Source organism: Blautia sp. HCP3S3_G3, from assembly GCF_052063365.1.
Classification (GTDB): domain Bacteria; phylum Bacillota; class Clostridia; order Lachnospirales; family Lachnospiraceae; genus Blautia_A.
The window spans coordinates 159,733-175,652 of record NZ_JBQHXR010000002.1; the positions used below are offsets into that span (position 1 = coordinate 159,733).

Annotated in this window: 14 protein-coding genes; 1 reads left to right on the forward strand and 13 read right to left on the reverse strand. The window is 44.3% G+C overall.

Going from position 1 to position 15,920, the window contains the following annotated elements; translation table 11 throughout:
* Positions 1-5: 5 nt before the first annotated feature.
* From ACTNEW_RS04470 to ACTNEW_RS04480, 3 genes are all read right to left on the reverse strand, one after another.
* Positions 6-782, reverse strand: a complete 777-nt coding sequence (locus tag ACTNEW_RS04470) for an alpha/beta hydrolase (protein ID WP_441058407.1) — start codon at positions 780-782, stop codon at positions 6-8.
* Between the two features lie 339 nt (positions 783-1,121).
* Entirely contained in the window at positions 1,122-2,351 is a 1,230-nt protein-coding gene (locus ACTNEW_RS04475; RefSeq protein WP_441058409.1) for a hypothetical protein, read from the reverse strand.
* A gap of 208 nt (positions 2,352-2,559) precedes the next feature.
* Entirely contained in the window at positions 2,560-2,961 is a 402-nt protein-coding gene (locus ACTNEW_RS04480) for a helix-turn-helix domain-containing protein (protein WP_441058411.1), read from the reverse strand.
* Between the two features lie 198 nt (positions 2,962-3,159).
* Here ACTNEW_RS04480 and ACTNEW_RS04485 point away from each other — a divergent pair, with 198 nt between their 5' ends.
* The gene (locus ACTNEW_RS04485; RefSeq protein WP_441058413.1) at positions 3,160-3,897 is read left to right on the forward strand and encodes a TraX family protein; all 738 of its coding nucleotides are present in this window, start codon (positions 3,160-3,162) and stop codon (positions 3,895-3,897) included.
* 240 nt (positions 3,898-4,137) lie between these two features.
* Here ACTNEW_RS04485 and ACTNEW_RS04490 read toward each other — a convergent pair whose 3' ends face one another.
* The 10 genes from ACTNEW_RS04490 to ACTNEW_RS04535 all read right to left on the reverse strand — a co-directional run bounded on the left by ACTNEW_RS04490 (position 4,138) and on the right by ACTNEW_RS04535 (position 15,892).
* On the reverse strand, positions 4,138-5,325 hold the full coding sequence (locus ACTNEW_RS04490) for a serine hydrolase domain-containing protein (protein ID WP_441058415.1): 1,188 nt from the start codon (positions 5,323-5,325) through the stop codon (positions 4,138-4,140).
* A gap of 91 nt (positions 5,326-5,416) precedes the next feature.
* A complete protein-coding gene (locus ACTNEW_RS04495; RefSeq protein WP_441058417.1) occupies positions 5,417-6,088 on the reverse strand; it encodes a UDP-N-acetylglucosamine pyrophosphorylase in 672 nt (223 codons plus the stop codon).
* The gene (locus ACTNEW_RS04500; RefSeq protein ID WP_441058419.1) at positions 6,085-8,139 is read right to left on the reverse strand and encodes a DNA topoisomerase; all 2,055 of its coding nucleotides are present in this window, start codon (positions 8,137-8,139) and stop codon (positions 6,085-6,087) included. The genes ACTNEW_RS04495 and ACTNEW_RS04500 overlap by 4 nt, the downstream gene beginning before the upstream one ends.
* Complete coding sequence (locus ACTNEW_RS04505; RefSeq protein WP_441058421.1) at positions 8,139-8,897, reverse strand: formate/nitrite transporter family protein; 759 nt, start codon at positions 8,895-8,897, stop codon at positions 8,139-8,141. The genes ACTNEW_RS04500 and ACTNEW_RS04505 overlap by 1 nt, the downstream gene beginning before the upstream one ends.
* An 83-nt stretch (positions 8,898-8,980) precedes the next feature.
* Positions 8,981-10,381 carry an L-seryl-tRNA(Sec) selenium transferase gene (gene selA, locus ACTNEW_RS04510; RefSeq protein WP_441058423.1) on the reverse strand — a complete coding sequence of 467 codons (1,401 nt, stop codon included), beginning with the start codon at positions 10,379-10,381 and terminating at the stop codon, positions 8,981-8,983.
* A gap of 11 nt (positions 10,382-10,392) precedes the next feature.
* Positions 10,393-11,433 carry a selenide, water dikinase SelD gene (selD, locus tag ACTNEW_RS04515; protein WP_441058425.1) on the reverse strand — a complete coding sequence of 347 codons (1,041 nt, stop codon included), beginning with the start codon at positions 11,431-11,433 and terminating at the stop codon, positions 10,393-10,395.
* Between the two features lie 252 nt (positions 11,434-11,685).
* On the reverse strand, positions 11,686-12,771 hold the full coding sequence (gene asd / locus ACTNEW_RS04520) for an aspartate-semialdehyde dehydrogenase (protein WP_441058427.1): 1,086 nt from the start codon (positions 12,769-12,771) through the stop codon (positions 11,686-11,688).
* 123 nt (positions 12,772-12,894) lie between these two features.
* Positions 12,895-14,271: an argininosuccinate lyase gene (gene argH, locus ACTNEW_RS04525; RefSeq protein WP_441058429.1), complete on the reverse strand. Its 1,377-nt coding sequence runs from the start codon at positions 14,269-14,271 to the stop codon at positions 12,895-12,897.
* A 141-nt stretch (positions 14,272-14,412) separates the two neighbouring features.
* Entirely contained in the window at positions 14,413-15,054 is a 642-nt protein-coding gene (locus tag ACTNEW_RS04530) for an epoxyqueuosine reductase QueH (RefSeq protein ID WP_441058431.1), read from the reverse strand.
* On the reverse strand, positions 15,002-15,892 hold the full coding sequence (locus tag ACTNEW_RS04535; protein ID WP_441058433.1) for a phosphatidylserine decarboxylase: 891 nt from the start codon (positions 15,890-15,892) through the stop codon (positions 15,002-15,004). The genes ACTNEW_RS04530 and ACTNEW_RS04535 overlap by 53 nt, the downstream gene beginning before the upstream one ends.
* Positions 15,893-15,920: the final 28 nt, after the last annotated feature.

Sequence of the window (15,920 nt, forward strand, 5' to 3'; positions counted from 1 at the left end):
ATGCCTTATGCCTCATTTCGCAGCTCATATAACAGGGTATCCATAAAAAACGGAATCTGTTTTTCCCAGGATGCTTCACAGTGGTTTCCACCTGGAACGATTCTGCACTCTGCCATGATTTTGCTGGTGATCAGAAGTTCTGTCACTTTACCGAAAATTTTTGCCATTCCGGAATGAAAAGATAACTCCCTTGATCCATAATCCATATAGATTACGGTATCCGGCTCCAGTTCTGCGTTTTTTATCAAATTTTTGATCCGCACAGGTGCTGTCCAGATGGAAGGTGACAGTGCAGCTGCTCTGGAAAAGACCTGATTGTACTCCAGCACTGCATAAAGGCTCATCAGTCCGCCCATGGAACTGCCCGCAATAAATGTATGCGCTCTGTCCGGCAGAGTCCGGTAATCCCGGTCAATTTCGGCCTTAAAAGTATGAATGAACCACTCCATGGTTTCTTTTCCAAGTCCTTCGATTTCTCCCAGTTTCGGATCTGAAAAACTGTAAGGAGAGTATTCCTTCAGTCTTCCATTGTCCGGACTGTGATTGCATTCCACCGCTGCAATGATCAGCTGTGTTCCGGTTTTGTCCATATATTCCTTCATCCCCCAGCATTTCCCGTAGGTCGCATCCGAATCAAAGAATACGTTATGTCCGTCAAACATATAAAGAACCGGATATCTTTTCCAGGAATCCCACTGGTAAGATTCCGGCAGATACAGATATGCGGTTCTTTCCTCCATGCCTGTCGGGGCAGGAAATTGTACTTTCCATTTTTTTACCATAGTTGCCTCCAGATTCTGTCGTACAGCTGCTGTCCGTTTTCCGAAATACAGCTGCAGATTTTTATACCATATGATTAAATGATTCTGAAAATAATATACAAAATTTCCCATGTATAATTATGCGTTTTTAATATAGCACAGGAAAAATCAGATTTCAACCAGAAAGAAGTCAATGTGGCGTCTTGAGTTTTCGAATTGTTTTTCACATAAAAGTTACGTTCATTGTATGTGCATGGTAGTATAATTGAGAGGTAATTGCAAAAAAGATTTGTTTATTCCTGGCTTATATCTGTCGTTTGCTTTCAAAATTTCTGCCAGGATTTACTTTTCTGGGGTTTTTTACAAAGAACATTCAATATTTCCAATTTCTCTGGCAATTTTCAAATACCGTATTTTTGCGTTTTTATCAATAACAGAACAGTGGAAAACCACCGTCATTCCTTTGAGCAATGCAATTTTTAATCTGCTTTCAGCAATTAAATCTATGGCAACAAGGTTAACAGGGTTTTGGATTTTCTCCAACTCATCTCGAATATCATCGAGTACTATTTGAACAAATTTTTTAGAAGGTTTACACTTTGTCAACTGTAAATTTTCTATTGCAGCAACTGTATCAACTAAAAATCCTGAATCAAATACTCCCTGAGAAGCGGTGTACAGTAAATGCGAATCTTTTTCTGTATAACCCTCATCCCGCAAACTAGAACATATTTTATCTATTTTCTGTTTTGCTTCCATATCTGTGTCACAAATCATGATAAATTGTTGTTTGAATACCTCTTTATCTTTGGGGGAAGATAAAGAATTTTTTTCTTTTTTCTTCTCATGGTACAGTGAAATGATCTTCCCATGTTGAAATTCATTAAGAAGTGACAATTTCGTTTCATAATTACTGCTTATGAATTCTGCTTTTTCTTCTGGGATGCCGGATTGCACATAACGTTCCTTTACATCCTGTTTTGAGGGCAGCAAATCGAGTTTTACGATTTTGCGGTTTTGAACTTTTCGCAGCATTTTGTCTTCATATTCATAAAAACCAGTAATTTTTCGTTCGAGAATCTGTGCTCTCGTATAAGGCTGAGTGCGTGTTTCTGAAAAAAACATGCTGTTTCCAGAATCAAAAATTGGTGCAGGTCCGATAAGTTTCATGGTCGAAGTATCCCTTAAAACTCCAAAATTTTGCAGATGCTCGTCTGTATTACTGATAACAAAGTCTGTCAAAGTTTGATAATCCATAAAGTTTTGAATTACTTCCTGGTCAATTCCATTTTGAATGCAAATTTGTATATATCCGTCATAAAGCGAGGACTCGTTGTTGATTTTTGAACTCTGGATGATTTCATAGGCAGAAATAAGCTCAATTTCTTCTGAAGTAAAAGCATTACATCTGCTAAGAATGCCATGATCTTCCGTGATAGCGGCAGAATACTGGACATAAGGCACATCTGTATCCTGCAATTTATGAATCATGGAAGCAAAAACTTCATTAATGGATTGCTGCCCATAATACTTATAACTTTCCTTTATCAGAAGAGGAGAAGAACCTTGTAAGTTCCAGTATTTTTCCATTTGTCCTCCGAGAGAAGCATTTGGATCATTGTTCTGGAAGCTGGAACAGCTCGCATTTCCCACTATTTTTTCATCTTTTGTGTATCAGCAGTACCAAGGTAAGGAGATAGTAGTTCTCCATTATCATGATATTGAAGCAAACGACCTGTGGTTTCATCCAGAATCAGTGTTCCGCATACGTCATCTTTATGCATTAAGAAGAATTTGATCATTTCATCAGCATCCTTTCCGCTTGAGAATCCTCAAGATAAACGTCGATAATGGCCTTGGTCATTGAAATATAAGAATGATAAAAACGAACCTGATTGCAGGCACTGTCATTATCAATAATTTTTTCAATTCCATTGTCCCAGATATGAAGTTCCATGGCATTTTTTCCGGCAATCCATTTATACTTAATATTGTGATATTTACCGGATACATTTGCCATCAATGCTATAGGATCCAGAAGCTCTTCCAATTTACAATTAAAAAAAAGTGACAGTTTAAAAACTGTATCAGCAGAACACTTATTTATATGTCCTTTTTCATGCATAAGTTCATTCAATGTGGAGTAGGGAATTCCTGATTCCCTACTTATAGCGTATAATGTTTTTCCCGATTCATTCACGATTCTCTTAAAATTATCATTCATATCAATCACCCCACAGCAATTATAACGGAATATCGTTATATTTTCAAGGGAATATTGTAGAAACGAACTCCCCAAAATCTGCAAGTTCCGACCATAGCAGATAGCATTTTCACAGAATCTATGGTAAAATGGGAACGAATTTTTAAACACACTCTGAGAGGGAGGTATACGACAATGGAAAAGAAACTTCCGGCTTCGATTTTTCCGGAAAAAATGCAAATCCTGAGCGGAAGTGCTCTGAAAATGATCGCAATCATCACTATGCTGATCGATCATACGGCTTTTGTACTGCTTTCCCAATATGAACCTGCGACACAGACACTGTTTATCTTTCACGGAAAAGGCTACAGTCTATACCGGATATGCCGGGATATCGGAAGAGTCGCGTTTCCGATTTTCTGTTTTCTGCTGATTGAGGGATTTCTTCACACGCGGAACCGTCTGAAATATGGGCGGAATCTTCTTCTGTTTGCACTCATTTCCGAGATTCCATGGAATTTTATGCATACCAATCAATGGCAGTACGAAAAACAGAATGTATTTTTCACTCTGCTCCTTGGCTATCTGGCCTGCTGGGCAATTGAATACTTCTGGGATAAACAGTACATGACTGTCCTGTGTCTTCTGATTCTCCTGGCAGCCTCTGTTTATCTACGTGCTGATTACGGATGGAAGGGATTTGTCTTTATCGTTATCATGTATGTTCTGCGGATGGACAAACCTGCGCAGGCAATCGTGGGAAGCTGCTGGCTTTCCTATGAATGGAAAGCATGTTTCGCTTTTCTGTCCATTAACATGTACAATGGAGAACGGGGCTTTATCCGCGGCAAATGGGCCAAATATCTGTTTTATATTTTTTACCCGCTGCATATCACCATTCTTGTGCTGCTGAGAAATTATCTGTTTCATTAGAGCATCTTTGTGCAGTTAAATTGCTCTTACATATCATCATAAACAGCTTCAGGGAAATAAATTTTTTCGAAGTATATGGCTGTTCCGACTGCAGCGGTGGGAACACAAGACATATGGCTGTGCGTTGTGAACACAAGACAACTACCTGTACAGATATAATAAGAAATCTCCTGTAGAAGCCAGCTTGCTGAAAAAGCACTGAATTCTACAGGAGATTCTTATTTTAATACAAAGAGCGAATTAAATACTACTTAAAACTATATTTCTCAATTTTCTTGTCAGGGAAAAAGTACCTGAATCCTTTTTCTGAGTCCCCATGAGTATCGTCATATTTTCTTTTGGGAAGTTAGCAAAATACATTCCAAGCCAGCCATCCCAACCGTATTCTCCCTCTCTCGCTATCATACCGCAGCGGGAAGGCTTTTTGCAGACACGCATAAGATTGGAATAGGAAAATCCGTCAAGACCGATCCAGTTCTCAAAAGCCTGCTGCTGTGCCGGCATCAATTCTCCACCAGTAAAATATCTGGCTGTCTCAGGCCGGATAATCTGCTTTCCATTTAGTGTTCCACCATTTCTCAGCATGCGGGCAAACTTCATGTAATCATCCAAAGTGGACGTAAGTCCTGCTCCTCCTGCCTCATATGCCGGTGCTTTGGCCATATCATTACATATAGCAAGGTTATTTCCCGTATAAGGAACCATTGCTCTGCTTCCATCCTCTTTTACAACCGTTTCATATGCTTTTGCAAGCCTACACTGCTTCTCTGCAGGAACCCAAAATGCAGTGTCTGTCATTCCAAGAGGTTTGAAAATTTCATCCTCCATAAATTCCGAAAGTTTCTTACCTGAAACTTTTTCGATCACAGCCCCCAGCACATCTGCGGAAGTTCCATAAATCCATGAACTGCCCGGTTCAAACAAAAGAGATCCCTCTGCAAGTCTTTCTGCAAGTTCCTGGGTTGTCATGGGGTTTTCCGTGTGAAGTCTGGCACATGCATCATCAAATACCACACCTGCTGCCTTTCCTGATGCCGTGCAATCATCCGGATATACAAGACCGGATGTCATACGCAGCAGATCATGAACCAACATGGGACGGGATGCATCCACCACCTTCCCATCTTTTTCAACCTTCAAATGAGAAAAGGCAGGAAGAATTTCTCCTACAGACTGACACAGATCCAGGCATCCCTGCTCCATAAGAATCATAGCAGCTACTCCTGTGACAGGCTTAGTCTGAGAATACAGCCGAAAAATCGTATTCCTATTCATTTCCATTCCATTCTCTTTATCCGCCATTCCTTCCTGACAGTAAAGGATCTCTTCCTCTCCCTTTTCAACCAGAAAATTCACACCCATCACTTCACTGTTTTCCACGGACTCTTTCATTACACGATGTAACGTTTCTATTAATTCTGTATACATACTTTCACTTCCTCGTTGTCAGTAATTGTTCCGTACCTTCATAGTTACGATTTGCAAACCATTTAAGACCGGCTTTGCCAACAGGATTTGCTCACTCGTGAATCTTAATAATCTCATCCTTACTCTTATAAATATGATTTGCCGGAACGCAGCCTCTTACCGGAGAAAGCGGGTAAATATGTGCACCTCTTCCGATTACAGTACCAGGGTTCAGCACAGAACCGCAGCCAACTTCCACATGATCTCCCAGCATGGCTCCAAATTTCTTCATACCGGTTTCCACGGTTTCGCTGCCATCTTTTACGATGACCAGCTTCTTATCGGATTTCACATTGGAGCAAATGGAACCTGCACCCATATGTGCCTTAAAGCCAAGTACAGAATCTCCCACATAATTATAATGAGGAACCTGCACTTTATTGAACAGTACCACATTTTTCAGTTCTGTAGAGTTGCCTACCACGGCGCCTTCCCCTACGATTGCTTTGCCCCGGATAAAGGCACAGTGGCGGATCTCTGCATCTTTGCCGATAATTGCAGGACCATTAATAGAAGCTGTCGGAGCGACTTTGGCTGACTTTGCGATCCAGATATCCCCTTCACGGTATTCGTATTCTTCCGGATCTAAAGTTTTGCCTAATTTTACAATAAAATTTCCGATTTCCGGAAGGACTTCCCACGGATAAGTCTTTCCCTCAAAGAGATCTCCCGCAATCGTCTCATTCAAATCCAGAAGATTTGCAATGGTATAATCTTTCATCATGATGATTTTCCTCCTCGTTTCGATGTTTCCGGTTTTTTGTAGAACTGGGCTGCAGCATCAAAGCACTGACGCAGCATATAGGTATTGTTGCTCGCCTCCACCTGACTGGTACGTACCCGTACAAAATGCTCCAGCTTATCCATATATTCCTGAGATGTGATACTTCCTTCTGCCACATAATTCAGTCCTTTTTCCCAGCTTGCCGTCAGTTCCGGATTCAGAAGCTGGCGAATGGAGCAGTTTACCACATCAAAAATCATCTCTCCCAGAAGTGTCGGAGTAATTACCTGGGTCTTCTTATTCAGAGACAGATATTTGATGGTAAAAAGCTTCTTCAGTATTTCTGCTCTTGTCGCACTGGTACCGATACCGCATCCTTTGATCTGAGCACGAAGCTCCTCATCTTCAATGAGCTGTCCCGCATTTTCCATCGCAAGAATCATGGAACCGGAATTGTAACGCTTGGGCGGAGAGGTCTCTCCTTCCCGGATACTCAGACCATCTACGGGAAGTATATCATTCTTTTTCAGTTTCTGCAATGCGCTCAGCAGAATCGCATCGCAGGCAACCTCTGTTTCTTCCCCGTCTTTCTCGTTTTCGGAAGCTTTTCCCTCGGATGCCTTCTTTTTTGCAAATGAATTCGCCGCAATTCTCAGATACCCCTCTTCCTGAAGCACCTTAAAAGAGGAAAAGAACGACTCTTCTTTCATTTTCACCACCAGGCTGACTTTCTGATAAACAGCAGGCGGATAAAAAATACACAGAAATCTTCTCACAATGGTCTCATAAACTCTCTGCGCTGTCTGAGAAACACTCGAAAGTGCATTCAGACCCTGGCCTGTTGGGATGATCGCATAATGGTCTGTAATCTGTTTATCATTGACATAACGCGTTTTCGCGATTGTCTGATAGGAACCCATCTGCAGTACTTCTGCAGCTGCTTCCCCGGCCTGGGCATAATTTCGAAGCCCGGAAATGTTTTTATGGATTTCCTTAGCAACGGCAGTTGACAGCACACGGGCATCTGTACGGGGATAAGTCACCAGTTTCTTTTCATAAAGTTCCTGTACAATACGCAGCGTCTCATCCGGACTGATCTTAAACAATTTCGAGCAGACGTTCTGAAGCTCCGCTAGGTTAAACAGAAGCGGCGGATTTTTGTTTTCTTTTTTGCGCTCCACTTTTTCCACACGGCAAGTAAGAGGCTGTTCCGTACAGAGCATATCGATCAGTTCCTGCGCATATTCCTTTTTCTTAAAACCGTTTTCTTTATATAAATGGGGAGACTGGAAATACCGGCTTCCTTCCACCGCTCTCCATTCTCCGTCAAAGTGTTCTCCCTCCAGTGCGATTGCAGCAATCACACGATAAAATGGCGTTTTCACAAAAGAACGAATCTCCCGCTCCCTGCGCACGACCATTCCAAGGACACAGGTCATCACACGTCCCACGGAAATTGCCTGATATTTTGTATTCAGGTACGAAGATACACTGTTTCCGTAACGCAGTGTCAGTACACGGGAAAAATTAATCCCCATAAGATAGTCTTCTTTTGCCCTCAGATAAGCAGATGCGGAAAGATTATCATATGCGGAAAGATCTTTAGCCTCACGGATTCCCCGGAGGATTTCTTCTTCTGTCTGGGAATCGATCCAGACACGTTTCTGTTTTTTGTCTCTGACTCCCGCCTCCTGTGCCACAAGGCGGTAAATATATTCTCCCTCACGTCCGGAGTCGGTACAGACATAGATGGTTTCCACATCCGGCCGATGCAGCAGTCCTTTCACAATATCGAACTGTTTCTGGACTCCGGGAATGACTTCATACTTAAATTCGCGCGGTAAAAAAGGCAGGGTATCAAAACTCCACCTTTTGTATTTTATATCGTATTTTTCAGGGTAACTCATGGTGACCAGGTGCCCAACGCACCAGGTCACCACACAGTCCTCCGATTCGAGGTAACCGTCCCTTCTTTGTCCTGTGATTTTCAGCGCCTTCGCAAATTCCTGCGCAACGCTTGGTTTTTCTGCTATGTATAAAGATTTACCCATTAATTATCTGCACTCATCTTTCTAAGGGGCCAGGCGAGTAAAATGGCTCCTCCTATCATATTTCCAATCGTTACAATCACCATACTCTTGAGCATGGCGCCAAGAGAAAGTCCCGGTACCAGGCAGTATGCAGTTACGAAAATTCCCATATTCGCGATACAGTGCTCAAATCCGCTTACAACGAATCCTGAAATACACATCACGATCATTAAAAATTTTGCTGCTTCGCTCTTTAATTTGATGCCGCAGAGAACACCAAGACAGACGAAGAAATTACAGAGAATTGCTCTGAAGAACATTTCTCCGGCAGGTATTGACAGTTTGTTGTTAATAAATCCTGCAAAATAATCCTTCGTTCCTGATGCTCCTGCCCATACAAAAATCAGGCTCAGGATCAGACATCCCACAAAGTTTCCGATGTAGCTTACAATCCATACTTTACCGGCATCTCCCCAGCTCACTTTTTTGTCAAAGGCACCGAATGCCATAACCAGGTTGTTTCCGGTAAAGAGTTCTCCACCAACAAGGGAAATCAGAAGTACTGCGATCGAGAACACCAATGCTCCCAGGAATTTACCCCAGGCTGGCAGTTCAGAAGCCGAAAAAATATTTCCCACAACATTGGAAAAAATCATGGCTACTACAATAAAAAATCCAGCCATAATCGCACGCATAAAATATCTGCTGAAATTGTTCTTCAGCAAATTAGCCTTTGCTGCGGCCGCGTTTGACACTTTCTGCACATCTTCGTAATTCATTTGTCTACCTCCATAATAACTTAAGAACAGGTATCTTTTGTTTGTCCATTACATAGCAGAGGAACGGACCTTTCGTTTTTATATTATAGCACTTTCCCCTTTTGTATACAACAGACAAAATCCGCAGTTTCCTCCGGCAGAATCGTCCGCATTTCCAGCCATATTATTTCATTTTTGATATGCGCGATAACAGGAACCGGTAATCCCCGGAGCTGTTCCGCCATTTCCAGACAGGACATTCCCACAGGCTTCAGGGTCAGGGCGATTCCCGGTATCTGCTCATTTGGAAGGGAACCTCCGCCCATGCGGTTGATGCTGGATTCTACCGCCATTTTTGCAGGAAATCCTTCTTTTTCAAGGATTGTTTTGATTTTCTGTGCCTGCATCCGCAGTTCTTCTTCTGTTCTGGACAACATCGCCAGTACCGGCAGATTCTTCACTGCACAGTTCTCATCCAGATATTCCCGGAATGTAGCGTCAAGAACCGCAATGGTACACTTATCCGGCCTTATGGCACGCATCATGGGATGGTGTTCCATTTTTTCAATGTATGACTGCTTTCCTGCAATTATACCGGCCTGAGGACCGCCCATAAGCTTATCTCCGGAAAAGCAGACAAGATCTGCGCCTTTTTTCAGTGTTTCCTGTACCGTCGGTTCATATTCCAGACCGAACTGTTCCAGATTTACCAGCACTCCGCTTCCCAGATCCACCAGAACCGGAAGATGATATTTTCTTCCCAGTTCTGCCAGTTCCTCTACAGAAGCATCCTCCGTAAAGCCAAAAATCCGGTAATTGCTGGTATGTACCTTCATAATGGCTCCGGTTGCTTCCGTAATGGCGCTTTCATAATCAGAGATTCTGGTACGGTTCGTCGTTCCTACTTCCCGCAATATGGCTCCGCTCTGTTCCATTACATCCGGAAGACGGAAATGACCGCCGATCTCAATCAGCTCCCCCCGGGATACCAGAACCTCTTTGCCCGCGGCAATTGACGCAAGCATCAGAGTGACCGCTGCTGCATTGTTATTGACTGCCAGAACCGCTTCCGCGCCTGTAACCTTCGCACCGATCTCCGCATAATGTTCCCGGCGCTTTCCGCGGCTGCCTGTTCTCAGATCATATTCCAGATCGCAGTATCCGGACATCGCCTGTATGGCAGCTTCCATCTGGCATTTTCCAAGCGGTGCCCTGCCAAGATTGGTATGAAGAATAATCCCGGTAGCATTCCATACTCTCCTCAGAGAAAATCCTGCAGCATCCCGGATCCTTACGGGAATCTGCCTGAGCCATTCTTCAACCGCAGCAGACAGATTCTCCTCGTCACCGCAGGAAAGAATACGGCTTCGCAGAAGTTCCAGTTCTTCACGAATCAGTTCCGTCACAAAACCTCTGCCATATGTCCCGGACAATTCCTGATAAGGCTCCTCCTTCAGAAGCCGATCCACCTTCGGTATCATTCTAAGATAATCATTTTTATTCATTTTCAAATTTTCTATTCTAATACTAGTAACTTTTCCTGTTTTTCCACAACTTTTCCGATACAGGCAGAAGGGATTTCCAGTCCTGAAAGCTGATTCAGAAGTTCCGGCACATCCTCCGGATGCACAGCCAGAAGAAGTCCTCCGGACGTCTGCGGATCATAGACCACATCTTCGATCCAGCTTCCATCCACACGGCTGTCAACTCTGGCACCTGCATATTCCCGGTTGCGGTAAGCTCCGGCAGGAATCAGTCCCATCTGCGCATATTCCGAAACGCCTTTCATCACGGGAAGCTTTTCTGTATCGATCACCAGCGTCTTACCACTTCCCTCTGCCATTTCCAGTGCATGTCCAGCAAGACCAAATCCTGTCACATCGGTACAACTGTGAATACGAAATTCCTTCGCCACATCCCGCGCATATTTATTCAGCGTGGACATCACTCTGACGGCATATGCGGTCTCCTCCGTGGAAGCCAGCCCTCCCTTGACTGCAGTATTCATAATTCCGCTTCCAAGAGGCTTGGTCAAAATCAGGAGATCTCCGTCCTCTGCCCCGTAATTTTTCCATAAATACTTCGGATTCACAAACCCGGTGACACACAGGCCATATTTCGGTTCTTCATCCTGAATGGTATGTCCTCCGGCAAGAACAGCACCTGCCTCCAGCACTTTATCCGCACCGCCGGCGAGGATTTCACCAAGAATCGAGGGATCCAGGCAATTTGGAAAAGCAGCGATATTCAGGGCAAGCTTCGGCTCTCCTCCCATGGCGTACACATCGCTCAGGGCATTGGCAGCCGCAATCTGCCCGAAGATATAAGGGTCATCTGCGATGGGCGTAAAGAAATCCACAGTCTGTATCATGGCCAGATCGTCACTGATCTGATAAACAGCCGCATCGTCAGATGTTTCGGTTCCCACAAGAAGCATGGGATCCGTAAATTTCGGCAGCTTGCTCAGAACCTGAGCAAGGGTCCCAGGACCTACTTTCGCCGCTCACCCGGCAGAATGGGCGTACTGGGTCAGACGAATCTTTTCTTTTTCACTCATGCAGATGCACCTCCTTTTCTCTGTGTCCAGTACATCGAAAAATAAATAACCTGTCATTTATTTTCCGATGTACTGGAATCTTATTTTAACATACATTTCCCTGTCATTCAAATACACTTTGCCGGATAACTAAAGTTCCTGATACCCGGTTCTGTAAAAGAAAGCCGCAAAAGACAGAATATCATTCCTGCCTCTCGCGGCTTTATCCTCTGTATGAATTCTCCGGCAGCCTGAACAGCTGCGTGAATTCATTTATTTTTTGGTAATATATCCTTTTGCTTTCAGAGTCTCTGCACAGAGAACAGCTCCGCCTGCAGCACCTCTGACGGTGTTATGGGAAAGTCCCACAAATTTGAAATCATATACGGTATCTTCACGAAGACGTCCGATGGAAACTCCCATTCCTCTCTCATAGTTCACATCTTCTGTAACCTGAGGACGGTTGTCTTCTTCCAGATACTGGATAAACTGTTTCGGTGCACTTGGAAGCTCCAGTTCCTGCGGAACTCCGCGGAAATCTTTCAGTGCCTGAATCAGCTGTTCCTTCGTCGGTTTCTTGCGGAATTTTACGAATACCGCTGCGGTATGTCCGTTCAGTACCGGAACACGGATACACTGGCAGGTGATCACCGGTTCTGTTGCCGGAACGATTACGCCGTCTTCAATCTTGCCCCACAGTCTCAGCGGTTCTTTTTCGCTCTTCTCTTCCTCACCGCCGATATACGGGATAATGTTGTGCTCCATCTCTGGCCAGTCTTTGAAAGTCTTACCTGCACCGGAAATTGCCTGATAAGTAGTAGCAACTACTTCATATGGCTCGAATTCTTTCCATGCTGTCAGAACCGGTGCGTAACTCTGAATCGAGCAGTTCGGTTTTACAGCGATAAATCCACGGGTAGTTCCCAGACGTTTCTTCTGGTACTGGATGACATCAAAGTGCTCCGGATTGATTTCCGGCACTACCATCGGAACATCCGGTGTCCATCTGTGTGCACTGTTGTTGGAAACAACTGGTGTTTCTGTTTTTGCATATTCTTCCTCGATAGCCTTGATCTCGTCTTTGGACATATCTACTGCAGAAAATACAAAATCTACAGTTGCAGCAACTTTTTCTACTTCATTGACATTCATGACAACGATTTTTTTCACTGCTTCCGGCATTGGAGTATCCATTTTCCATCTTGCGCCTACTGCTTCTTCGTAGGTCTTTCCTGCACTTCTTGCACTTGCAGCAAGAGTAACCACCTCAAACCACGGATGATTCTCAAGAAGAGAAATAAATCTCTGTCCTACCATACCGGTAGCTCCCAAAATACCAACTCTCAGTTTCTCACTCATAATATCTGACTCCTCACTTATGCTATTTGCGTGTCGTTGCATGGCACACATCTGTCGTTCTTGTAAATACTATACCAATTTCTCCAAAAATGCAAGTATTTTTTACATTTTTTACAATTCCGTTTATTTCTCCAGGTATTCTATGTTCTCTGCGATTACCTTCTCCATCACTTCCGGTCCCGGCGCACCAAGAGTCATACGTTTCTCCACACAGGTGCGCATGCTGATGGCTTCATAAATATCTTCCCCAAAAACAGGACTGATTTCCTGATACTCCTCCAGAGAAAGATCATCCAGAGAAATTCCCTTCTCAATGCAGGTCAGCACCAGACGGCCCACAATTCCGTGTGCATCACGGAACGGTACCCCGTGATTCACCAGATAATCCGCAGCATCCGTAGCATTGGTAAAGCCATTCTTTGCGCTTGCTTCCATATTTTCCTTGCGGAACTGCATGGTAGATACCATACCGGTAAACAGCGCCAGACAGCCCTTCACCGTATCGATCGCATCAAAGGTCAGTTCCTTATCTTCCTGCATATCTTTATTATACGCAAGAGGAATGCCCTTCATGGTTGTCAGGATGGACATCAGTGCCCCGTAAACCCTTCCCGTCTTGCCGCGCACAAGCTCCGCAATATCCGGATTCTTTTTCTGGGGCATGATGCTGCTGCCGGTACTGTAGGCATCATCAATCTCCACAAAACGATACTCGTTGGAATTCCAGAGAATGATTTCCTCGGAAAAGCGGCTCAGATGCATCATAATCGTGGAAAGTGCGGACAGAAGCTCGATCACATAATCTCTGTCCGAAACAGAATCCATACTGTTTCTGGTCGGCTCGTCAAAATCAAGAAGTTCTGCAGTATAAGCTCTGTCCAGAGGATAGGTGGTTCCTGCCAGAGCTCCTGCTCCCAAAGGACAGGTATTCATTCTTCTGCGAATGTCTGCAAGACGTCCTCTGTCACGGCGGAACATCTCAAAATAAGCCCCTACATGATGTGCCAGAGTTACCGGCTGTGCCTTCTGCAGATGCGTAAATCCCGGCATATAAGTATGCACATGTTCCTCCATGATTTTCTGCAGAGCAAGAAGAAGATTTCTGACTTCGCCGTCAATTTCATCAATCTCATCTCTCACATAAAGTTTCATGTCAAGTGCCACCTGGTCGTTGCGGCTGCGTCCTGTATGAAGTTTCTTGCCTGCGTCACCGATCCGGTCGATCAGATTTGCCTCCACAAAGCTGTGAATATCTTCATATTCGGAAGTAATCTCAAGCTTTCCGGATCTCACATCCTCAAGGATCCCGTCAAGGCCTTCCAGAATGGCATCTCTCTCTTCATCCGTAAGGATTCCCTGTTTCGCCAGCATCCGCACATGAGCCTTGCTTCCGCGGATATCCTGTTCATAAAACTTCTGGTCGAAGGAAATAGACGCATTAAAATTGTATACCAGCTTGTCCGTTTCTTTTGTGAAACGTCCGCCCCAAAGTTGTGCCATATATTTTTCCTCATTTCTTCTGTAATAAATTCCGTATATATATCAGAGCGTGTTTAAAAATTCATTCCCGACATCTGCCGGAAAGCAAATTTCAAACACGCTCTAGTTTATCATACTTTCCCGAAAATGCAAACATTTTATTTATTCTATTAACGTGTCAAAGTCACTCTCTAAAACATCCCGCCTGGAAAACACACATCCACAGTAATTCTGCCGGTAAAGGCAGTGCTCCGCCGACAGTTCAATGGAACGCTTGTAACCATTCTTTTTCTTAAAATCAGAAGGAAGATGCGCAACCTGATAAATTTCCGCAAGTTCTTCTCCGATTTCGTTGATCTTCGCCGCATTCTTGAGCGGACTGATGGACAGCGTGGTGGTAAAATAATCGGAACCGCCCTCAAAAGCAAGCCGGGCAGCTTCTTCCATGCGCATGCGATAGCATCGGAAACATCGTTCCCCGCCTTCCGGAACCTTTTCCAGTCCCTTCGCCATCCGGAAAAAGTCTTCCGGATGATACGCTCCTTCCACCAGTTTCACAGGATAACGGAACTTCATTTCTCCAATCAGCCGGCGGATTTCCTCCACCCGCTTGTCATATTCTTCCTTTGGCGATATATTGGGGTTATAAAAAAACACCGTAATCTCAAAATATTCAGAAAGATATTCCAGCACATAGCTGCTGCACGGAGCACAGCAGGCATGGAGAAACAGTCTCGGTACCCGTGTCCCGTTATTCAGTCCTGCCAGAAGCTTTTCCAGCTCTTTTTGGTAATTTCTGTTCACCGATTCTCTCTCCCATCTTTACGATTGTCTCAAATCCGTTCTCTGTATTCTCCATGAGATCATAATCCAGGCGTACTTTGCCATGCTGCAGAAACAGAATCACTGCAGAGCCTCCGAATTCAAAATATCCCTTCTCTTCTCCCTTGTCTACCTTGCGCGGACTTTTGTGCAGATTACGTACCTTGCCTACTTCCATCATCAGGATGGTACCAAATCTGACCGTCTGGAGCAGACAGTATTCCCGGGCATTCTCCTGATAAACCGGAAAGGATTCTTCTGCAGGCGTATGGGATGCATGGTAAACACCCGGAAGTGAAATACCGGACGATCTCACTCCTTCTGCTGCGTAACAGAATCGATGCCCGTCTTCCAGAGACAAGCGGATCACAACCGCATAACCATCTTCATAACGCTTCGCCAGATTCTCACTTCGCAGAAGCTTCTTCAGAGAATACTCTGTTTCCTGAATGTAAAATCCGGAATCATGCCCGATGCGATGCACACTCAGCCTGCCGTCACAGGGGCTGACGAGGATTTTGTCTCCCTCTGCCATCGGTCTCGCCTCCGGTCTGGTTTTTCTGATAAAGAATTCCCGAAATGAATGATATCTTTTTTCCTCGTATTCCGACATATCGATCCGGTTTCTGCGGGCAAATCCGGGAATCAGACGCGCAGATAATCCCGTTTCCAGCGCCGCTCCCGCAAGAGCAGAAAACCATGGCTGTATCAGAACTTTCAGGCAGGTTCTCCCGCCCAGATCCGTATAAAGGTGCCGTACAAGCTTATCCTCTTCATTCTCTTCAATGGTCATATTACCTTTTCGATCAATGTACTTCATTTTCCCCACATCCTGTTCGTATCGTTCC